We start from the raw sequence: 19,199 nt of genomic DNA on the forward strand, positions 1-19,199 counted from the left end.
TTCGGGTCATCCCACAGCTTTATGGGGCGGTCATGGCGCCCCGGTCAACCAAACGGGGTCGCGCCGGGCCGTTCCGTCCCGTATGCTGGGGGAATGACGGACCCGTTGAAAAACGATCCCCTTGCCGCCCTCGCCTGGCTGGTCGACTCCGGCGCGGACGAGACCATCGGCGAGGAGCCAATGAACCGGCTGGTGGCCAAGCCCGCCGCGCCCCTGCGCGCGCCGGAGGCTGAAGCGCCGCGTCCGATGCTGAAGCCGGCGTCGTCTTTTGCGGCGCCCCGTCCGGCCGCAGCGGCCCCGCTGCCGCTCGAAAACAACGACTCCATCGGCACCGCGCAGTCGCTCGCCGCGGCGGCTACCTCGCTCGCCGAGTTGAAGGCCGCCCTCGAAGGATTCGACGGCTGCGCGCTGAAAAAGAGCTGCGCCCATACCGTATTTGCCGACGGCAATCCGGCCTCGCGCATCATGTTCATCGGCGAAGCGCCGGGTGCGGAAGAAGACCGCCAGGGACTGCCGTTCGTCGGCCGCGCCGGCAAGCTGCTCGACAAGATGATGGCGTCGATCGAACTCGACCGGTCCACCGCCTACATCACCAACGTGCTCAACTGGCGCCCGCCGCAGAATCGCGATCCGTCGCCGGAAGAAGCGGCGATGTGCCTGCCCTTCCTGCGCCGCCACATCGAATTGGTGAATCCGGGAATCATCATTCTTCTGGGAGCGGTCGCAGCGCGGCATGTGCTCGGTTTTTCCGAAGGCATCATGAAATTGCGCGGACGCTGGCTCGAGTATCGTGTCGGCGATGTAATGATCCCCGTGATCGCGACGTTGCATCCGGCCTATTTGCTGCGCCAGCCCTCGCATAAGAAACTCGCATGGCGCGATCTGCAGGCCGCAGAAAAGAAAATCGTTTCGCTCGGATTGCTTGAGAAGACCGCCTCAGTCCGCTAACAAGACCCGGCCGGAGGGAACCCGATGATCCGCCGTCTTGTCGTTGCATTTGCGTTGTTGTTCGTCGCGTGGCCCGCGTACGCGCAAAATCCTGCGCCGTCGCCGGGTCTGTCGCCGATTCAGCCCGCCGTGCTGTCGCCCGAAGACGTTGCGCGCTATCGCAAGATCATCGCCGCCGAGCGCGCCGGCAATTTCGCCACCGCCGCTGCGCTGTTCGATCAGATCGAAGACAAATCCCTTGAAGGCTACGTCAAGGCCGAGCACTACCTTTCTCCGAAAGGCAAGCGCACGCCCGTTACCACGCTGGTCGCGTGGCTGAAGGAATACGGCGAGCTGCCGATCGCCTCGCGCGTTCACAAGCTGGCCGAGCAGCGCGCCGTGGTGAAGAAGCGCGTCGGCAAGAAGCATCACCGCCGCACCGTAACCGTCGTGACGGCGAAGATCCCCGGTCTGCCGGGGGCGCCGCGCCGCGGTGGCGGCTATGAAGACGCCGACCTGCCGCCGCCGGCCGTGACCTCCGATGCGGCCCGCGCCGTTCTCGAGCAGATCCTGGCCGACATTAAATCGGATCAGCCCGATCTCGCCTACGCCGCGCTGCAATCCCTGACGGCCAAGAACATCGCGCCCGCCAGCGATATCGCCGCGCTGTCGCAGCGCATCTGCATGTCGTATCTCGCCGAAGGTCTCGACGAGCAGGCGTTCGCGCTCGGCGACAGCGCCGCTGCCGCGGGCCGCCAGTATGCGCCGCAACTCGACTGGTGTGCAGGCCTCGCCGCCTTCCGTCTGCAGCGTTATCCCGATGCCGCCGCGCATTTCGAGCAGGTGGCGACCATCGCCTCCATTCCCAACTGGAACCGCGGCGCCGCCGCATTCTGGGCCGCCCGTTCCTACATGCGCACCGGCGACGCCCAGCGCGTAGTCACGCTGTTGACCGTCGCCGCCCAGGCGCAGCCGACGTTCTACGGCCTTCTGGCCGAGCGGATGCTGGGCCAAGACATCGAAACCGGCTTCGCCGATCCGGTCCTGACGCCCGGCGATTTCCAGCGGCTGATGCAGAACGGTCCCGCCCACCGCGCCGTGGCGCTGTGGCAGGTCGACGACAGCAAATACGATTACTACGTCAATACCGAACTCAATCGCGCGTTCGGCCAATCGGCCAAGCTGAATCTCGATGCCGCGTACGCCGCTTTGGCGCGCGCAATCGGCGTGCCGAACCTCGAACTGCGCGCCAGCGAGATCAGCTACGCGCACGGCCAGACCCTGACCGGCCTGTTCCCGATCCCGCCCTATTCGCCGACCGGCGGCTACACCATCGATCCCGCCTTGGTGCTCGCCTTCGTGCGCATCGAAACGCGCTTCCAGCCGGGCGCGGTGTCGCCCGTCGGCGCTATGGGCCTGATGCAGATCATGCCGCGCACGGCCCGCGAACTCGGCGGCGCCAGCGCCGAGGACGACCTGCTCGATCCGTCCTACAACATGACTCTCGGCCAGCGTTATATCGCCCGCTGGCTGAAGCATTATCACGGCTCGATCGTGCAGACCGCGGCCGCCTACAACGCCGGTCCCGGCAAGGTTTCGTCGTGGACCGCCGCGCGCGCCGGCAAGGAAGACGACTCCCTGATGTTCATCGAGAGCATGCGCGCGCCCGATACGCGCTCGTATGTGAAGCGGCTGCTCACCTATTACTGGATGTACAACCGGCGCAGCGACAAGCCGACGCCAAGTCTCGACGACACCGCGCGCGGTGGATGGCCGGTCTATCAGCCGCCGGCACAGTCTGCACCGCCGCCGCCTCCGCCCCCGACCTACGACGAGGACGACGACGATGGCAACGACACCACGTCTTGATAACACGCGGCCCTTTCTGCCGGTCCGCATCGCGGTGCTGACCGTTTCGGATACGCGCGACGCGTCGAACGACACGTCCGGCGACACGCTCGCCAAGCGCATTGCCGAGGCCGGTCATGTTCTCGCCGCCCGTGCGCTGGTGCGCGACGACAAGGCCGCCATCGCCAGCCAGGTCCTGACCTGGATCGCCGACCGGGACATCGATGTCGTGATTTCGACCGGCGGTACCGGCCTCACCGGCCGCGATGTCACGGTGGAGGCGCTCCGTCCGCTGTTCGAGAAGGAAATCGAAGGCTTTTCGGTGCTGTTCCACCAGATCAGCTCGACCACGGTCGGCACCTCGACCATGCAGTCGCGCGCCACGGCCGGCGTCGCGGGAGGTACCTATATCTTCGCCCTGCCCGGTTCGACCGGTGCCGTGAAGGACGGCTGGGACGGCATTCTGCGCTGGCAACTCGACAGCCGCCACCGCCCGTGCAATCTCGTCGAGATCATGCCGCGGCTGAACGAGCGGTAGGCCGAACGTCACGCCAGCGTTCGCATGCTCTACTTACGCTTGCGCTCCAAGGCCGCAGCGGTCGACTTCCGGAGATATTCTTCCATCTCTTCGCCGCTTTCGAAAATGATTGCCCTCCCCGCCTCGATATCGTCGATTCCGAGCTGCACGGCTTCGCGCAAGGCTTTCAGCTTGGCGGCGTTTTCGGCTTCCTGCTGCTCGACAAGACGCAGGCCTTCGCGCATGACTTCGCTGGCGTTCTGATAGCGCCCCGACGCCACCATCTTCTCGACGAATTTGGCTTGGCGATCGGTCAGTACGACGTTGCGCGTGGGCATGGCTTTTCCCGGCGGGCTTTGCTTTGTTGGCATAATATGCCAATGCCCCGGTGCTGTCCACCGCGTCGTTCCGCAATTGGCGCTCCGGGCTGCTAACGCCTACACTGGCACCCTGCCGAAGTATTCGAGGAACAGCATGCATTTTCCCGCCGGTTTGTGGCCCATCGGCTTGTGGCCCGCCTTTGTGACGTTGTTCGTGACCCTCGGTCCGATCGACGGCGCGGCGATCTTCTCGACGCTGACCGCCGACATGTCGAAAAAGGAACGCGCCCGCACGGCGCTGCGTACGGTCATTATCGCCGGTGCGATGCTGCTGATTTTCGCCTTCGGCGGCAGTGCGTTGCTCGGCGTGCTCAGCGTGTCGCTGCCGGCGTTCCAGGTGGCGGGCGGCATCCTGCTGTTCATGCAGGCCTTGAGCCTGATGTTCTCGAGCCCCGGCATGTCGTCGATCGACGAGCACGAGCAAGCCGAAGCCGCCCAGCGCCGCGACATCGCCGTATTCCCGCTTGCCTTCCCGCTGTTCGCCGGACCGGGCAGTTTTTCCGCGACGGTGCTGTTGATGGGCCGCGCCGCGACCTGGGTCGAGCGCGCCGAGATCGTCGCCGTGGTGCTCGTCTGTCTCTTGATCACCTATCTCTGCATGCGCCTGTCCGACCCGCTGATGCGCCTCCTCGGCCGCACCGGCTCCGACGTGGTCGGCCGCATCTCCGGCGTGCTGCTGGCGGCGCTGGCGGTACAGTTCGTGTTCGACGGCATCCACAGTTCGGGATTGCTGGGAGCGCTCTAGTCTTTCAGTTCACGCGTGGCCCCGGCATGTCGCGGCCGCCCTGGTGCAGGATCACCTTCGTGCCGCGGCCGTTGGCGTCGACCTCGAACCGCATCACTGCGTCGACCACTTTGGCAAAGAATTCGCGCGGCCCCAGCGGGAAAATTTCGACGCGCGGCTGACCGGTACCTTGGACATAGAAGCTGCCGCCGTCGCGCGAGAACGTCAGGCTGAACTTGGGCGCGATCTGATAGATGCCTGCGAGTGCATCGAAGCCCGCCGGATCGATCGCCACCTCCTTGCGTTCGCTCGCCAGCACCACCGGCTCGCCGAGAGCCACCTTCACCATCTTTTCCGCCACCTCTCCGGCCGCCGGACCGTTGAGATTGGCCATCACCACCACCGCCAGCTTGTCGTCGGGCAGGTAATGGCCGTCGGTATTGAAGCCGTTGATGCCGCCGGCATGGGTGACGTCGGTATGGCCACCGGCCTTCTTGATCCAGAAGCCGCAGCCGTAGTCATCCAGAAACGGCTTCATCATCGTCTTCAGCGACGCGGGCTTCAGCACCTTGCCGCCGAACAGCGCCTGATCCCAGATCAGGATGTCGTGCGTGGTCGAATAGAGCGCCCCGGCCGCATACGGCACGGTCATGTCGTTGTAGGCCGCCACCTCGACGCCGTCCTTGCCCGGCGCATAGCCATAGGCATGGTTTGCGATGACGGTCTTGTTGGAGTCGTACCCCGTATTCTTCATGCCCAGCGGCGTAAAGAAGTTGTCGGTAAGAAACTGCTGATAGCTCAGCCCGCTCGCCTTCTCGATCACCATCCCGAGCACGCTGTAGCCCGAGTTCGAATAGTTCCATTTGGTGCCCGGCGGAAAGTTGAGCGGCTTGTCCTTGAACCACGCCAACTCCTCGGCCGGCGTGACCGGATTGCGGGCGCGCTCCTGATGGTCGGGAAGATCGGTGAAATTGGGAATGCCCGAGGTATGGGTCAGCAGGTGGTACAAGGTGATCTTGTCCCACGCCGCCGGCGCATCGGGGATGTATTTGCGGACCGGATCGGTGATGGCGAGCTTGCCGCGCTCCTGCAGGAGCAGAATGGCGACCGCCGTGAACTGCTTGGTCATCGAGCCGATGCGGAATTTGGAGTCCGGCGCGTTCGTCACCTGCCATTCGAGATTGGCGTAGCCGTAGCCTTTGTCGATCAGCGTCTGGCCGTCCTTCCACACCAGGACCGAGCCCATGAACTGGCCGCTCTTGGCGTAGGATTGGATGATTTCCTCCATCCGCACCGCGTCGGGCGCCGCCGCCAAAGCCGGCATTGCCAGCAGCAGCACGGATGCAAATTGCGCAATTCGCTTCAATAGAACGGTCATCGAGCCCCCACTGTGACTAGCGTTTCGTCCCCATCGTGCCTTCGTACTGCGCCACCACCGGCTCTTCGCGATCGGTGGCGTAGCCGCGCAGCATGCCGACGCTGTTGTAGTTCAGCGCGACATTGCCCTTGGCGTCGATGCCGATCATGCCGCCTTCGGCGCCGGCTTTTTTCAGCACGTCGAACAGTTCGATCTTCATCGCCTTCTTGAGCGGCGTCTTGGCGTAGGCGATGCGGTCGGCGGCATCCTTGGCGGCATTGAAGCGGATGAAGAACTCGCCGTGTCCGGTCGAGGAGAACGCCGCCACGCCGTCGGCCGCATAAACGCCGTCGCCCACCAGCGGACTGTCGCCGACGCGGCCGGGCACCTTGGCATCGAAGCCGCCCGTGGAAGTCGCCGCCGCCAGATGTCCGCAGCGGTCGAGCACCACCGCGCCCACCGTGCCGTGCGGCTTCGGCTCCAGCTTTGCTTTGCCGGTGTTGACGAAATAGTCCGGCGTCACCATCGCGGCGCCGAGGCCTTGCACGTACGCCTGTCCGCGGTCGCCGACCACCAGCACATGGCGGTTCGCGTCCATCACGAGGCGCGCCGCGACGACCGGATTCTTCACTGCCGTCATCGAGGCCACCGCTCCGGCGCGCAGGCCGTTGCCGTCCATGATCGAGGCGTCGGTTTCGACCTGCCCGGCCTGATTGGCGATGGCGCCCTTGCCGGTATTGAACGCGCCGGAATCCTCGAAGGTGCGTACCAGCTTTTCGACGGTGTCGAGCGCCGAGGCGCCGTTCTTCAAATCCGTCCGCGCCTCAGTCAGCGCCGCTTTCATGATCGCCAGTTCCTGGCTGCCGTCGCGCACTTTCGATTGCGCCCCGCCGTGCACCGCCACGGCGAAATTACCGTGCGCCGTGCAAACATCGCCCGCCCAGGCACCAGCCGACAACACCGCTATACCGAGAACCGCCAGCGCACTCCGCATCGCACACTCCGCATATGGAATCGAAGCAATCCTAGCACTGCGCGCCAACGATCCGGCGTCTTTCCTCCCCCGCGGAGAACCAACCTTCACGCCGCAATCCGAATGAATAGCGGGGGAGGTGGCGCCGTTAGGCGACGGAGGGGGGAATGCTCAGACGCCGACTTACCCCCTCCGTCTCGCTACGCGAGCCACCTCCCCCGCTATCCGAATAACGTGCGGCACGCGGACCGCGACACCGCAGGGGAGGAAAGAAAAGGCTCAGCACCGCTCGATGCTGACGTTGCCGTGTTCGGTGGCGACGCCGGGCGCGTACGGCAAGACCCGCTTGTTCACGGCCCGCGAGCGCAGCATCACCAGACGCGACGGCCCGATGCGGCGGACCAGATCGCTGTCCTCGCGCTTAACCTCACGGTAGCCGCCGAGCTGCTTGTAGAGGCGCTTGGGAATGAGCAGGCCCTGGTTGCCGTAGGGCCGCTTCAGCAGCGCGCAGCGCAGCACGGCGAAGGCTTCGCTGCGGCGGGCGCCGCCGCCGAAATCGTCGACCGCATAGCGGAAATAGGCGGCGCGGGGATGCTCCATCGTCGTGCGGGCGATGAAGGCTTCCACTTCGTTCTCCCAGCCCGGCTCGAGCGCCGCCTCGGGATGCAGGAATAACAGCCAGTCGTTGCGCGCCGCATTGGCCCCGGCGATCAGTTGGGAGGCCCGCGAACGGCCGCCTTTCTTGATCCGCGCCCCTGCCGCATCGGCGATCATCAGGGTTTCGTCGGCCGAGCCGCCGTCGGCCACGATCACCTCGCGCACGACCCCGCGCACGGTGGCCACGATCAGGCTGTCGAAACAGCGTGGCAGACTGGCTTCGGCGTTCAGGGTGGGGACGATGACGGAAATCATGCAGCCACTATGACGGACCCCGGCGGAGGACGGAATAATTATTCTGTCGCATATTTGGGCAGGAAAGAAAATTGCTTAAATTTGGGGCGGCGGTTGCGGCACCACAGCGGCCTGGAACGGGTACTCTTGGGCCCACAAATAGAGCCAAGAGGCCAAGGCCGCGATAACACCTGTAATCAACGGATGCAGGAAGTCATCGAGTATTGCCGTGAGGAAGCCGCCATCGAATTGCGGGGCCGCAACCCAATCAGGGTTCATGGCGTGCAGGCTATCGATCAACGCCTCGCCAAGCGCTGGTGCGATCTCCGTCAGCATCAGCGGCAGGACAGCCATGACCAAGCCGATGACGGTTGACCAGAATAGACCACGAGACGAGGACAGACCGGCTTCAATGCGGTCGGCGACACTCGCAGACGGAACATCGATAGCGATAGCGGGGAAAATCAGAAGCGTTCGCGCAAACAGAATGATGAGCGCGACGTAACCCAAGAAGTGGAAGAACCCACTGTCCCCGCGCTGCGTGATGAAACCAACGATCAAAAGAACTAGCTGGACGCAAAACGTCCATATCGCAAAACTCCGAACGCAGGTCTGGCGCAAGATCGAAAAACCGCGAGAGGTTTCTTCGAGAATAACAAAGCGGTGAACCGCAACGGCGACCGGGGCCAACAACCACGCGTCGATAACCAATTCGGGCAACGCCATCAGCAAAATCGCAACACTGCGAAAAACGGCGGGAAGACCGTCAAATATCGAACCGAGGCTGCTCCAAAACCAGTGGTCCGCAATGCCGAACGCCACATAAAGAACCGCCGAAGATAGAAACAGCAGCGGCATTCTCCCCAATGCGGAAAAAGCGCTCGTCCACGCCAGCCGGACGAATCGTGCCCAATCCGGGCGCGGCTTTTCCCCTGGGTCGCTCAAATTCGAATCCCCCCAACTTTCGGCCATTATAACGGGAAAAAGGCTGCCGCCTACGCCTTTTGTACTTGCTTTGTTCTCTGCGACAAACCATACTCCTGGCCATGACGAAGGTTGTGGCCAAACGTACTGTCGATCCCGGCGACATCACTGCCGATCCCCGGCGGCTGCGCGGGCGCGGTGCGGTTTCCAACGCGGCGGGGCGGTATGAGCGCTTCCTGCGGGTGGTCGTCGATGACGGCTGGGAGCACCCCACCACCCCGGCGGGAAACGATCCGGCGGACGACGACGCCCTGCCCCCGGTGAAGACCGAAATCACCGTCGACGCCACCCGCACCATCATCACCCGCAACAAGTCGCCGGACATTTCGTTCGACCGCTCGATCAACCCTTATCGCGGCTGCGAGCACGGCTGCATCTACTGCTTCGCGCGGCCGACCCACGCCTATCTCGGCATGTCGCCCGGCGCCGATTTCGAGAGCCGCCTGTTCGTCAAGCCGAATGCCGCCGAACTCTTGGCCAAGGAATTGTCGGCGCCCGGCTACACGCCGCGCACGATTGCCATCGGCACCAACACCGATCCCTATCAGCCGATCGAGCGGCAGATGAAGATCATGCGCAGCGTGCTCGAAGTCTTGCGCGACTTTCGCCATCCGGTCGGCATCGTCACCAAATCGGCGCTGGTGACGCGCGATATCGACATTCTGGCGGAGATGGCCGCGATGGGACTGGCGCGGGTCGCGCTGTCGGTCACCACACTCGACCGCAAGCTGGCCCGCCAGATGGAGCCGCGTGCCTCGACGCCGCCCAAACGCCTGGAAGCGATCCGCGCCTTGTCGCAGGCCGGCATTCCGACCTCCGTGATGTTCGCGCCGATCATTCCGGCCCTCAACGACGGCGAAATGGAATCCGTGCTGGCCGCCGCCAAGGACGCGGGCGCGCGCTCGGCCGGATACGTGCTGCTGCGCCTGCCGCTCGAGATCAAGGATCTGTTCCGCGAGTGGCTGGAGACCAACCGGCCCGACGCCGCCAAGCACGTCATCAGCCTGATCCGCCAGATGCGCGGCGGCAAGGATTACGATGCCGAATGGACCCAGCGCCAGCGCGGCACCGGGCCGTACGCCCTGATGCTCGCCCACCGCTTCCGCATGGCGACCCGGCGCTACGGCCTTCATCAGCACACGGAGCTTCGCACCGACCTGTTCCAGCGTCCGCCCAAAGCCGGGGATCAATTGCGGCTGTTTTGATCGCTGTTTTTTGTCTCAGCGAAGACGCCTTATTCCTTGCCGATATTGGGATCGATTTTGCGCGCCTTTTCGATGTCGGCTTCGCTGCCTTTGGTGTCGCCCATTTCCTTCTTCAAGAGGCCGCGGTTGTACAGCGCCGCCGCGTGCTTGGGATCGAGCGATACGGCCTTGTCGTAATCGGCCAGCGCTTTGGCCTTGTCGCCGAGCGCGTCGTAGGAAATGGCGCGATTGTAGTAGGCGAGATCGTATGCCGGATCGATGCGGATCGCTTCGGTGAAATCGGCGACCGCCTTGGCGTGCTCTTTCATCTCGGCATAGACGTTGCCGCGGACATTGAGCGCATCGGTCCAGACCGGTTCGATCTTGAGCGCCGTATTGCAGTTTTCGAGCGCGCGCGGATAGTCCCCGCGGCTGTAATAAACTTCGCAGCGGTTGCGCAGCGCCCAGCGGTAATCGGGCTTCAGCTTCAGCGCCGCGTTGAAATCGGCCAGCGCGAAGTCGACCTGCCCCATCGTGCGATAGGCGACGCCGCGGTCGTTGTAGGCGCCGGGCTGATTGCCGTCGAGCTTGATCGCCTGATCGAAATCGGCGATGGCGCGCAGATGCTCGCCGGATTCGTCATAGGCGTTGGCGCGATTGATCCAGGCGTAGTAGTCGCTTGCATCGAGCTTGATCGAGGTATCGCAGTCGGCAATCGCCTTGCCGTAGTCCTTCTTGCGCAGCCAGACGTTGCAGCGGTTGCGGTAGGCGGTGGCGTAGTCCTTGCTGATCGCGATCGCTTTGTTGTAGTCGGTCAGCGCCGCGTCGGTCTTGCCGCTGTTGAAATTGATGTTGCCGCGCGCGTTGTAGGCATAGGCGCTCTCGGGATCGAGCTTCAACGCCATGTTGGCGTCGACGAACGCCTTGTCGTACTGATCGAGATTGTCGTAGGCGAGCGCGCGATAGGCGTAATAGGTCGCGTTCTTGGGATCGAGTGCGATGGCTTTGGTGAAGTCCTCGACGCCGCGCGCGTGATCGCCGGAATCGTCGTTGATGTTGCCGCGATTGGCCCAGATGAAGGCGCTCTTGGGATCGAGCCGGATGCCTTCGTCGCAATCGGCGCGCGCCTTCTGCCATTCGCTTTTCAGGTACCAGACATAGCAGCGGTTGCCGTAGAAGACGCCGATATTGCTGTCGAGCTTGATCGCCTGATCGTAATCGGCGAGCGCGAGGTCGTATTCGTCCAGCGCTTTGTGCGCCACGCCGCGATTGTTGAAGGCGTCGGCCGAAGACGGATTGATCTTCAGCGCTTCGGTATAGTCCGCGATCGCCTTCTTGTGGTCGCCGCTGTCGTCGTAGGCGGTGGCGCGGAACAGGAACGCATCGAAATTGGCCTGCTTCAGCGTAATGGCGCGGTCGCAATCGGCGATGGCCTTCTGATACTCGTTTTTCCAGTACCACACCTTGCAGCGGCGGGTGACGAGCGCCGGTTCGTCGGGTTTGAGCTTGAGGGCGCGGTTGAGATCGGCGAGCGCGTCGTCGTCGCGGTCGACCTGGGAATAAAGCTGGCTGCGATAGAACAGCGCCTGGACAAGGTCGTCGTCCTTGCTCGCGTTCACCGCCTCGGTGCAGATCTTGATGGCGCCGTCGCCCTCGGCCTTTTCGCACGCCGACAAGAGATCGCCGCCGTCCGCCCATGCCGGCATAGCCGCCAGCCACAGCACGCCCAAAACCGCTTTCATCGAAGCCCCCCGACGACACCCGATACCGACACTAGCGCAAACGACGGGAGATGGCAGCCATCGAACGGGTTGCCTTCGCCGCTCGGATATGGCTTGTCATGGGGCGGAAGAATCCGGAGAAAAGCACCATGTTCAGCCCTGCCATTCGTCTCAATAACGGCGTGGCGATGAAGGCGCTGACCGTACTGGCCGGTACGGGTATCCTGACGGCTTCTTCCTATATCCAGGTTCCGTTCTATCCGGTGCCGATGACCATGCAGACCCTGGCGGTGACGCTGGTCGGCGCCGTGCTCGGCTGGCGCCTGGGTGCTGCGACGGTCGTGGCATGGCTCCTGGCCGCGGCGGCCGGTCTGCCGGTTCTGGCCGGCGATCACCTGACCGGACCGGCCGTGTTCATCGGCCCCACCGCCGGCTACCTCCTGGCCTTCCCCCTGATGGCCGCCCTGACCGGTTTCCTGGCCGAACGCGGCTGGACCGGCAAGCGGCCGCTCCTGGCCTTCGCCAGCATGGTCGCGGGCAATGGCCTGTGCCTCGTCCTGGGCACCGCCTGGCTCTCCGTCCTGGTCGGCCCCGAGAAGGCTATCGCTTTGGGAATGCTGCCGTTTTTAGCCGGTGGGCTGGTGAAATCCGCCCTTGCCGCCGCCTTCCTGAAGGCCATCGGGCGCTAATCGACCGAAATTTCCCTGCCCCTGCATCCGCCGGAACCCCAGGCTGCATCCAGTCTGTGTAACCCGGTACGGAAGGGGCAACCCATGACCAAACATCGCGACAAGTTCATGATCGCCGCGTGCGTCGTCGTGGGATTGGCATTCGTGTCCCTTCATGGCCAACATCATCCCGGTTTCGGGCCAATGGGATGGGCGAACGCTGGCGGCCGCACCGTTAGCGTCGGTTTCATGGCTCATATGATCCAATTGCAGTTCCGCCAAGCGCTCGCAGCCGTCGGAACCGTCATCACGATCCGCTAAGGGGCTAACACCATGCCGTTCTTCGAACATCCGGCCTTTGCGCCACTGACCATCATCTTCGGCAGCATTCTGCTCATCATCTTTACCGTGTTCCTGTTCAGCTATCTCAGCCGCCGGTCGAAGTACCGCATGATCGAGCGCCTGGCCGAAAAGGGCACGGTTCTGACCCCGGAAATGCTGGCCGGAATCACCAGCAACGGCCGCGGCGGCGCCGGCGACAAGAATCCGGTCACCTCGGGCATCTTCCTGATGTGCATCGGCATCGCCCTCGCCATCTTCTTCTGGGGCATGGATGGCTTCCAGATGCCTTGGAACGGCGGCGACTTCCTGCCGGTGATCGGCATCTTCCCGTTCATGGTCGGACTGGCCCGCGTGCTCGGCGCTCGAGCCGCCAGTCGCGAAGAATCCAAATAGCCTATATGCTGACTGTCCATGAGCGAGAGCGAATGGCTGGCGCTGGAAGCGGCCAAGGGGGATCCGGCCGCTTTCGGACGTTTGGTACGCCAGCATCAATCGAAGTTACGCGGTTTCCTGTTGCGCTTGACCAAGGGCAACGGAGCCCTGGCGGACGACCTCGCCCAGGAAAGTTTCATCGAAGCCTACAAGAAGATCGGCCAGTTCAGTTCGGGCAATTTCTTCGGATGGTTGTGTGCCATCGCATGGTCGAGGTTCCTGATGGAAGCGCGCAAACGCAAACTGGAATCGCTGGACGAGTTGTCCGAGGCCGGAACCGACTTTTCGGACGACGCTCCGGAACCGGAGAATGCCAGCCTGATCAGGCACGACCTGGAAAGCGCGATGGCGCAACTGGCGCCGATGCAACGGGCGGCCCTGACGATGTGTTTTGCCCTCGGCCTGTCGAACGAAGAGGCCGCGGAATCGTTGAAAATCCCCCTGGGGACCTTGAAGTCGCACATTAACCGTGGACGTGCTAAGCTTGAGGTCTTGCTGGGGGAATGGCGTAAGGTAGCGGTGTCATGAACCTCGACGAAATGCTCTCGCAGCCCCTGCCCGAAGTTCCGGATAACGGCTTCTCGGACCGTGTGGTCTTGCGCGTCAAAGCGCACGAGCGGCGCAAATGGATTGAGATCGCGATGATCTCGGTGCTCGCGGCGGCCGTGGCCTGCCTGCTGCTGCCGATCCGGGCGATCGTCGGTGATTTCGCCGCCAGCATCATCCTGCTCGGATACTCGCCGACGTTCGGCATCGGAGCCGCGGTCCTGGCCGCGACCTTCCTGGTCGACCGCTTGTGGAGCGAACGCCAGCTCTTGCAGTTCTGAACCACGGAGCATCCCGCGTGCCCGAGACCGACTCCGCCGGCATCGTCGTGCTTCCTCCGGTGGTGTTTCTCGTCTGCCTCGTCGGAGGCATCGCTACGAGCTTTGCCTATGGCGGCTGGATCACCGGCGTCCCGGCGCCGTTCCGCTGGGCGGCCGGCGGTCTCGTCATCGTCGCCGGATTGGCCTTCGCCATCTCGGCTCTCGACCGCTTTCGCAAGCTGAAGGTCGACGTCCGTCCCGACCGGCCTGTTGCGCGCATGGTCGGCGGCGGCGCCTATCGGGTCACCCGCAATCCGATGTATTTCGGCCTGATCTCACTCCTGACCGGCCTCGGCCTCGCCTTCGGCGCGGTGCCGATGCTGCTGTCGGCGGTGGTGATGTTCGCCTATCTCAATTGGTACGTCATCCCGCGCGAGGAAGCCTACCTCACCCGCAAATTCGGCGACGACTACCGCACCTATTGCACCCGCGTGCGGCGGTGGTTCTAACCAAATCTGTCATCCCCGGCCGAAGCGCGCAGCGCGAAGGGGAAGGGGACCCAGGTGGCAACACCTCTCCGATCGCGCCGGAAAATCACGACTTGTCCTTCATCGCAATGCCCGTGTCTGGACCTGGGTCCCCTTCCCTTCGCTGCGCTACGCTGGCTCAGCCGGGGATGACAGAGAATGGCGAGAACGCCCCATTTCTCTGTGCATGCGTCGGCACCCCGCGTCGCCGGAGAGGCTCCTCTCGGCTATAAGGCCTCATGCCCACGTTTTCCCACGAACTGCGCCTTCTCGCCCTGCACGACGGGCTGGTGTGCGGCGTGGATGAAGCCGGGCGCGGGCCGCTGGCCGGACCGGTGGTGGCGGCGGCGGTGATATTCGAGAAGGGCCGCTACCCGCGCGGGCTCGACGACTCCAAGAAGCTCACCGAAAAAGCCCGCGAAGAGCTGTTCGACAAGATTTTCGACCGCGCGGTGGCGGTCGGCGTCGGCGAGGCTTCGGTCGATGAAATCGATTTGGTCAACATCCGCCAGGCGACGCATCTCGCCATGGCGCGGGCGGTTCGGGCGCTGGTCCCGGCCCCCTGTTTCGCTCTGGTCGACGGCAACGACGCCCCGGCCTTGCCGTGCGACTGCGAGACCCTGATCAAGGGCGACGGCCTGTCGGTCTCCATCGCGGCGGCGTCGATCGTGGCCAAGGTCACCCGCGACCGGCAGATGCTGGCGCTGCACGAACGGCACCCCGATTACGGCTGGGATCACAACAAGGGCTACGGCACGCCCGACCATCTTTCTGCACTCAAGGCCCACGGCTGCACCCCGCACCACCGCCGCAGCTTCGCGCCGGTCTACAACATCTTGTGTGGCTGACCCCTGCCGGACTCAACACTGAGTCTCGCTAAGTTATTGATTCACAAGACTCTTGACGCGGCGAATCACCCGAATCACTGTGCCGTTCTCGCAGCTGATTCGGTGATTAGGTCATGGCTCTCCCCGTAAAAACGCCCAAGCCCATACTTAGCCTTGATGCGGCCCTCGACCGGGTAGTCGAAGGCGATTGCATCGAACGGATGATGTCGCTGCCGCCCGGCTGTGCCGATCTGGTGTTCGCCGATCCGCCCTACAACCTCCAGCTCAAGAGCGAACTGCGCCGGCCGGACAATTCCCAGGTCGATGCCGTCAACGACAATTGGGACAAGTTCGCCAGCTTCGCCGAATACGACAAGTTCACCCGCCAGTGGCTGGCGGCGGTCAAACACGTCCTCAAGGACACCGGCGCCCTGTGGGTGATCGGCTCCTATCACAACATCTTCCGCGTCGGCGCCGCGCTGCAGGACCTCGATTTCTGGGTCCTCAACGACATCATCTGGCGCAAGGCCAATCCGATGCCCAATTTCAAGGGCACGCGCTTCACCAACGCGCACGAGACCCTGATCTGGGCGACCAAGAATCCGGAGCAGAAGTACACCTTCAATTACGAGGCCATGAAGGCGCTCAACGACGACCTGCAGATGCGCTCCGACTGGGATATCCCGATCTGCTCGGGCAAGGAACGCCTCAAAAAGGACAACGGCGAGAAGGTCCATTCGACCCAGAAGCCGGAAAGCCTGCTCTATCGCGTCGTGGTGGCGTCCACCAAGCCGGGCGACGTGATCCTCGACCCGTTCTTCGGTTCGGGTACGACCGGCGCGGTGGCCCGCAAGCTCGGCCGTCATTTCATCGGCATCGAGCGCGACCACGAATACGCCTCCGCCGCCCGCCAGCGCATCGCCGCGGTCGAACCGGCGCCGGACGAATGCCTGCAGACCAACAAATCCAAGCGCGCCGAGCCGCGCATTCCGTTCGGCTGGGTGGTCGAACGCGGATTGCTGCCGCCCGGCACGGTGCTGCACGGCACCCAGAAGCGTCATAAGGCCAAGGTTCGCGCCGACGGCACCCTCGTCTGCGCCGACGCCACCGGCTCGATCCACCAGATGGGCGCCCACGTCCAAGGCGCGCCCGCGTGCAACGGCTGGACCTTCTGGCAGTACGAGCAGAACGGTAAACTCATTCCGATCGACGTGCTGCGTCAGCAGCTTCGGGCATCGATTTCATAAACCGGACCGAAGGTCCGAGCGGCCGTCGCGCCCTGGCGCGTAAAGCCTGCGTGGCGTTTGAACGCCAAAAAGTTTGGGTGAAGTGGGGAAAAACAACGGCAAGAAACACCCCGTCCTAGCGGCGGGGTGTTTTTGTTTGGGTAAAGAGCGGTCCCTCGTCCGCCAACGCATGCGTGATGATCTTGCGCATGACGGTCGGCAGCGCGACGTCTTTCAATCGCTCGGATGGAACCCAAAAACTCTCTATCATCCCCGGCGAGGACGGTTCGGCCGCGAAGCGGCTGAGCAGTCCGAGGGAAGGGGACCCAGGTGCGGACGCTTTCGTGGTTTTGACGGAAGGGTTCGGTGCCAGTTCTTCAGCGTCATCCAGACGTGACGACCTGGGTCCCCTTCCCTTCGCGGCGCTGCGCTGGCTCAGCCGGGGATGACAGTCTTCTTTCACTTCGGCCACCCACACCTCGATCTCCAGTTCGAAATGCGTGAAACCGTGGCGCACCAGGCCCGGCAGCTTCTTCCACGCCGCTGCAAACGGCGCCTGCTTCAGCGCCGCTTCGCGGGCCGGAAATTTCGCCGTCCACGGCCCCAGCGGCGGCTCCAGCATTCCGGCCAGCAAACCCTTCTCCGGCCGCTTCACCAGCAGCACCGCGCCCCCGCCGTTGATCGCCACGAACGCCGCGCCACGCTTCAGCGGCCGCGCCGCTTTGGGCGTTTTGACCGGCAGGGTTTCGGCAATGCCGTTCGCCCGCGCCACGCATCCTTCCGCCAGCGGACAATTCCCGCACGCTGGACGCTTCACCGTGCAGATCGCCGAGCCGAGATCCATCATCGCCTGGGCGAAATCCCCGGCGCGCTTTTGCGGCACCAGCGTGCGCCCCTGTGCCAGAAGCCGCGGCTTGCCGCCCGGCAGCGGCTCGTCCATCGCGAACAGACGCGCCACCACGCGTTCGGCATTGGCATCCATCGCGGCTTCCGGCTGATCGAAGGCGATCGCCGCGATCGCGCCGGCCGTGTAGCTGCCGATGCCCGGCAGCGTCTTCAACTCCGCCGCCGTCTCGGGAAACTTGCCGCCGCGTTCATGCGTCACCACGACGGCGCATTTGTGCAGGTTGCGCGCCCGCGCGTAGTAGCCGAGCCCGGCCCAGGCGGCGAGAACCTCATCCAGCGGCGCCGCCGCCAGCGACTCCACGGTCGGCCAGCGGTCGAGAAACTTGCGGTAGTAGCTGGCCACGGCCTGAACCGTGGTCTGTTGCAGCATGATTTCCGACAGCCAGACGTGGTAAGGGTCGGCGCGACGGCCGGCAGGCGCGCGCCAGGGCAATACGCGGCGGTGCCGGTCGTACCAGGCGAGCAGCGCCTGTGCCGGTGTGGTTTTGGTTTTCGTCATTTGCGGAGAGCATAGTGAAAAACGGCGTCCTGAAAATCCTTCTGTTGGTTTTGTTCGCCGCCGCCGCGAATGCCGCCCCGCGCGAAAAGCTCTTTCCCGACGACCGCACCCTCGGCAATCGCAACGCGCCGGTGGTGCTGGTGGAATACTTCGCGCCGATGTGCCCGCACTGCGCCCATTTCGCGGCCACCGTCTTCCCCGAGATCAAGAAGGCCTACATCGATACCGGCAAGGTGCTTTACGTGTTGCGCATCTTCCCGCTGGCCGCGCCCGATGGCGCCGTCGCGGGCATGGCCAAATGCCAGAAGCCGGAGCGCTATTACGATTTCCTCGATCTCGCGTTCCGCAAGCAGGCGATGTGGGACCCCGACGGCTACGACATTCCCGACGTCGAGGCGGCGCTGGTGCAGCTCGGCGGCATGGCGGGCATGAAGCCCGAAGACGCCAAGCGCTGCATGCACGATCAGGCCGAGTTCGACCGCCTCAACCGCCTCGCCGACGACGCCGCCAAGCGGTTCGACATCCATTCGGTGCCGAGCATCGTGCTCGACGGCAAAGTCCTTACCGGCGGCGACCAGGCGTCCTGGCCCGAACTGAAAACCCGCATCGACGCGCTGCTGGCCAAAGCCGCCGCGCCCCAGCCGCCGCCTCAAAAGCCGGTGCATCACAAGCACCACAAGAAGACGAAACATCTTTCCTCCCCCGCGGAGCCGAAACGTCCGAGCCGCACAGAGACAAAATAGCGGGGAAGGTGCGGTTCGCGCGCCAGCGTGAAACGCGGAGGGGGGACCAACACAGCGGCGGAACATTCCCCCTCCGTCGCCTGACCGCGCCACCTCCCCCGCTATTCGCACGTTGTGCGTCGTCCAAATCGGAGATCCGCGAGGGAGGAAAGACATTCCAGTTCACCTCAGCGTTTCCGTGTGAGCGCCTTTCCCTCTAAGATGTGTCCATGCCCAAGCCGAAAGATCCCGACACGCCTCCCGAACGCCGCAAATGGGTCGGCCCGGTCGGCAACGATGCTCCCGTCCTGGGCGCCGCCGCGTTCGCGCGCGCCGGATTCTCCGATCCGACCCTGGTGCTGCATTGGGAGAAGATCGCCGGCCCCGAAGTGGCGCGGCTGGCGCGTCCGCTCCGCCTCAGCCAGGGCGCGCACGGCGGCGTGCTGACGCTGATGGCCGAACCGGCCGCAGCGGTGTTTCTCAGCCACGAGACGCGGGCGCTGGCCGAGCGCATCAACGGCTATCTCGGCCGTCCGGCCGTCGCCCGGTTAAAATTCGTACAGATGGCGCTGACGCAGCCCGAAAAGCCGCCGCCGATTGCCAAGCCGGCGCCCGATATCGCGCCCGACGACCCTGTCCGCTCCTATACCGGGCCGGAGGGACTTCGCGAAGCGTTGATGCGCTTGGCGCGTGCAAGGCATAGTCAAACCCGATAGTCGGCGCTAAGAAGCGCACTCG

General features: G+C 64.1%; 22 protein-coding genes. 15 read left to right on the forward strand and 7 right to left on the reverse strand.

All coding sequences use genetic code 11. The features are described from left to right. The first annotated feature begins 93 nt into the window (after positions 1–93). The 3 genes from FHS84_RS03325 to moaB are packed head-to-tail and all read left to right on the forward strand — an operon-like array spanning position 94 to position 3,313. Complete coding sequence (locus tag FHS84_RS03325) at positions 94–948, forward strand: uracil-DNA glycosylase (RefSeq protein WP_166930378.1); 855 nt, start codon at positions 94–96, stop codon at positions 946–948. A 24-nt stretch (positions 949–972) separates the two neighbouring features. After that, complete coding sequence (locus FHS84_RS03330; RefSeq protein ID WP_166930380.1) at positions 973–2,796, forward strand: lytic transglycosylase domain-containing protein; 1,824 nt, start codon at positions 973–975, stop codon at positions 2,794–2,796. Then, positions 2,774–3,313 carry a molybdenum cofactor biosynthesis protein B gene (gene moaB / locus FHS84_RS03335; RefSeq protein ID WP_166930383.1) on the forward strand — a complete coding sequence of 180 codons (540 nt, stop codon included), beginning with the start codon at positions 2,774–2,776 and terminating at the stop codon, positions 3,311–3,313. Before FHS84_RS03330 ends, moaB begins: the two co-directional genes overlap by 23 nt. Before the next feature lie 29 nt (positions 3,314–3,342). On the opposite strand, the gene FHS84_RS03340 is transcribed toward moaB, so the two are convergent. Further along, positions 3,343–3,630: a type II toxin-antitoxin system ParD family antitoxin gene (locus FHS84_RS03340; RefSeq protein ID WP_166930385.1), complete on the reverse strand. Its 288-nt coding sequence runs from the start codon at positions 3,628–3,630 to the stop codon at positions 3,343–3,345. Positions 3,631–3,766: 136 nt separating this feature from the next. On the opposite strand from FHS84_RS03340, the gene FHS84_RS03345 reads away from it, so the two are divergent. Next, the gene (locus tag FHS84_RS03345) at positions 3,767–4,417 is read left to right on the forward strand and encodes a MarC family protein (protein WP_166930387.1); all 651 of its coding nucleotides are present in this window, start codon (positions 3,767–3,769) and stop codon (positions 4,415–4,417) included. A 4-nt stretch (positions 4,418–4,421) separates the two neighbouring features. Here the strand turns inward: FHS84_RS03345 and FHS84_RS03350 are convergent, their stop codons facing one another. The 4 genes from FHS84_RS03350 to FHS84_RS03365 form a co-directional block, all read right to left on the reverse strand. Then, positions 4,422–5,774: a serine hydrolase gene (locus FHS84_RS03350; protein WP_166930389.1), complete on the reverse strand. Its 1,353-nt coding sequence runs from the start codon at positions 5,772–5,774 to the stop codon at positions 4,422–4,424. Positions 5,775–5,790: 16 nt separating this feature from the next. Next, a complete protein-coding gene (locus FHS84_RS03355; RefSeq protein WP_166930391.1) occupies positions 5,791–6,747 on the reverse strand; it encodes an isoaspartyl peptidase/L-asparaginase family protein in 957 nt (318 codons plus the stop codon). 258 nt (positions 6,748–7,005) lie between these two features. Next, the gene (locus tag FHS84_RS03360; protein ID WP_166930393.1) at positions 7,006–7,638 is read right to left on the reverse strand and encodes a glycosyltransferase; all 633 of its coding nucleotides are present in this window, start codon (positions 7,636–7,638) and stop codon (positions 7,006–7,008) included. Positions 7,639–7,713: 75 nt separating this feature from the next. Further along, a complete protein-coding gene (locus tag FHS84_RS03365) occupies positions 7,714–8,562 on the reverse strand; it encodes a hypothetical protein (protein ID WP_166930395.1) in 849 nt (282 codons plus the stop codon). A 101-nt stretch (positions 8,563–8,663) separates the two neighbouring features. Between FHS84_RS03365 and FHS84_RS03370 the strand changes: the two genes are divergently transcribed. Then, complete coding sequence (locus FHS84_RS03370; RefSeq protein ID WP_166930397.1) at positions 8,664–9,806, forward strand: PA0069 family radical SAM protein; 1,143 nt, start codon at positions 8,664–8,666, stop codon at positions 9,804–9,806. 29 nt (positions 9,807–9,835) lie between these two features. Here the strand turns inward: FHS84_RS03370 and FHS84_RS03375 are convergent, their stop codons facing one another. Continuing rightward, positions 9,836–11,527: a tetratricopeptide repeat protein gene (locus tag FHS84_RS03375; RefSeq protein ID WP_166930399.1), complete on the reverse strand. Its 1,692-nt coding sequence runs from the start codon at positions 11,525–11,527 to the stop codon at positions 9,836–9,838. A gap of 128 nt (positions 11,528–11,655) precedes the next feature. Between FHS84_RS03375 and FHS84_RS03380 the strand changes: the two genes are divergently transcribed. From FHS84_RS03380 to FHS84_RS03415, 8 genes are all read left to right on the forward strand, one after another. Beyond that, the gene (locus FHS84_RS03380; RefSeq protein ID WP_243850671.1) at positions 11,656–12,195 is read left to right on the forward strand and encodes a biotin transporter BioY; all 540 of its coding nucleotides are present in this window, start codon (positions 11,656–11,658) and stop codon (positions 12,193–12,195) included. Positions 12,196–12,279: 84 nt separating this feature from the next. Then, complete coding sequence (locus FHS84_RS03385; RefSeq protein ID WP_166930404.1) at positions 12,280–12,495, forward strand: hypothetical protein; 216 nt, start codon at positions 12,280–12,282, stop codon at positions 12,493–12,495. A gap of 12 nt (positions 12,496–12,507) precedes the next feature. Further along, on the forward strand, positions 12,508–12,909 hold the full coding sequence (locus FHS84_RS03390; protein ID WP_166930406.1) for a DUF6249 domain-containing protein: 402 nt from the start codon (positions 12,508–12,510) through the stop codon (positions 12,907–12,909). Positions 12,910–12,927: 18 nt separating this feature from the next. After that, the gene (locus tag FHS84_RS03395) at positions 12,928–13,476 is read left to right on the forward strand and encodes an RNA polymerase sigma factor (RefSeq protein ID WP_166930409.1); all 549 of its coding nucleotides are present in this window, start codon (positions 12,928–12,930) and stop codon (positions 13,474–13,476) included. Further along, a complete protein-coding gene (locus tag FHS84_RS03400) occupies positions 13,473–13,775 on the forward strand; it encodes a hypothetical protein (RefSeq protein ID WP_166930411.1) in 303 nt (100 codons plus the stop codon). The genes FHS84_RS03395 and FHS84_RS03400 overlap by 4 nt, the downstream gene beginning before the upstream one ends. 17 nt (positions 13,776–13,792) lie before the next feature. Continuing rightward, on the forward strand, positions 13,793–14,263 hold the full coding sequence (locus FHS84_RS22030; RefSeq protein WP_166930413.1) for a methyltransferase: 471 nt from the start codon (positions 13,793–13,795) through the stop codon (positions 14,261–14,263). Between the two features lie 257 nt (positions 14,264–14,520). Next, complete coding sequence (locus tag FHS84_RS03410; protein WP_166930415.1) at positions 14,521–15,129, forward strand: ribonuclease HII; 609 nt, start codon at positions 14,521–14,523, stop codon at positions 15,127–15,129. 113 nt (positions 15,130–15,242) lie between these two features. Then, positions 15,243–16,355 carry a site-specific DNA-methyltransferase gene (locus FHS84_RS03415; RefSeq protein WP_166930417.1) on the forward strand — a complete coding sequence of 371 codons (1,113 nt, stop codon included), beginning with the start codon at positions 15,243–15,245 and terminating at the stop codon, positions 16,353–16,355. Between the two features lie 115 nt (positions 16,356–16,470). Here FHS84_RS03415 and mutY read toward each other — a convergent pair whose 3' ends face one another. After that, complete coding sequence (mutY, locus tag FHS84_RS03420; protein WP_166930419.1) at positions 16,471–17,739, reverse strand: A/G-specific adenine glycosylase; 1,269 nt, start codon at positions 17,737–17,739, stop codon at positions 16,471–16,473. A gap of 14 nt (positions 17,740–17,753) precedes the next feature. Between mutY and FHS84_RS03425 the strand changes: the two genes are divergently transcribed. Both FHS84_RS03425 and FHS84_RS03430 read left to right on the forward strand, forming a co-directional pair. Further along, positions 17,754–18,482: a thioredoxin domain-containing protein gene (locus FHS84_RS03425; protein WP_166930420.1), complete on the forward strand. Its 729-nt coding sequence runs from the start codon at positions 17,754–17,756 to the stop codon at positions 18,480–18,482. 209 nt (positions 18,483–18,691) lie between these two features. Next, complete coding sequence (locus tag FHS84_RS03430; protein ID WP_166930422.1) at positions 18,692–19,177, forward strand: DciA family protein; 486 nt, start codon at positions 18,692–18,694, stop codon at positions 19,175–19,177. The last annotated feature ends 22 nt before the right edge of the window (positions 19,178–19,199 follow it).

Source organism: Rhizomicrobium electricum (assembly GCF_011762045.1).
Taxonomy (GTDB): domain Bacteria; phylum Pseudomonadota; class Alphaproteobacteria; order Micropepsales; family Micropepsaceae; genus Rhizomicrobium; species Rhizomicrobium electricum.

Bases quoted from the DNA above. Each gene is read 5' to 3' on its own strand.
- FHS84_RS03400 (WP_166930411.1), top strand. From the start codon at position 13,473: ATGAACCTCGACGAAATGCTCTCGCAGCCCCTGCCCGAAGTTCCGGAT.
- FHS84_RS03395 (WP_166930409.1), top strand. From the start codon at position 12,928: ATGAGCGAGAGCGAATGGCTGGCGCTGGAAGCGGCCAAGGGGGATCCG.
- moaB (WP_166930383.1), top strand. From the start codon at position 2,774: ATGGCAACGACACCACGTCTTGATAACACGCGGCCCTTTCTGCCGGTC.
- FHS84_RS03380 (WP_243850671.1), top strand. From the start codon at position 11,656: ATGTTCAGCCCTGCCATTCGTCTCAATAACGGCGTGGCGATGAAGGCG.
- FHS84_RS03340 (WP_166930385.1), bottom strand. From the start codon at position 3,630: ATGCCCACGCGCAACGTCGTACTGACCGATCGCCAAGCCAAATTCGTC.
- FHS84_RS03345 (WP_166930387.1), top strand. From the start codon at position 3,767: ATGCATTTTCCCGCCGGTTTGTGGCCCATCGGCTTGTGGCCCGCCTTT.
- FHS84_RS03355 (WP_166930391.1), bottom strand. From the start codon at position 6,747: ATGCGGAGTGCGCTGGCGGTTCTCGGTATAGCGGTGTTGTCGGCTGGT.
- FHS84_RS03430 (WP_166930422.1), top strand. From the start codon at position 18,692: ATGCCCAAGCCGAAAGATCCCGACACGCCTCCCGAACGCCGCAAATGG.
- FHS84_RS03325 (WP_166930378.1), top strand. From the start codon at position 94: ATGACGGACCCGTTGAAAAACGATCCCCTTGCCGCCCTCGCCTGGCTG.
- FHS84_RS03390 (WP_166930406.1), top strand. From the start codon at position 12,508: ATGCCGTTCTTCGAACATCCGGCCTTTGCGCCACTGACCATCATCTTC.
- FHS84_RS03375 (WP_166930399.1), bottom strand. From the start codon at position 11,527: ATGAAAGCGGTTTTGGGCGTGCTGTGGCTGGCGGCTATGCCGGCATGG.
- FHS84_RS03350 (WP_166930389.1), bottom strand. From the start codon at position 5,774: ATGACCGTTCTATTGAAGCGAATTGCGCAATTTGCATCCGTGCTGCTG.
- FHS84_RS03360 (WP_166930393.1), bottom strand. From the start codon at position 7,638: ATGATTTCCGTCATCGTCCCCACCCTGAACGCCGAAGCCAGTCTGCCA.
- FHS84_RS03385 (WP_166930404.1), top strand. From the start codon at position 12,280: ATGACCAAACATCGCGACAAGTTCATGATCGCCGCGTGCGTCGTCGTG.
- FHS84_RS03410 (WP_166930415.1), top strand. From the start codon at position 14,521: ATGCCCACGTTTTCCCACGAACTGCGCCTTCTCGCCCTGCACGACGGG.
- mutY (WP_166930419.1), bottom strand. From the start codon at position 17,739: ATGACGAAAACCAAAACCACACCGGCACAGGCGCTGCTCGCCTGGTAC.
- FHS84_RS03370 (WP_166930397.1), top strand. From the start codon at position 8,664: ATGACGAAGGTTGTGGCCAAACGTACTGTCGATCCCGGCGACATCACT.
- FHS84_RS03330 (WP_166930380.1), top strand. From the start codon at position 973: ATGATCCGCCGTCTTGTCGTTGCATTTGCGTTGTTGTTCGTCGCGTGG.
- FHS84_RS03415 (WP_166930417.1), top strand. From the start codon at position 15,243: ATGGCTCTCCCCGTAAAAACGCCCAAGCCCATACTTAGCCTTGATGCG.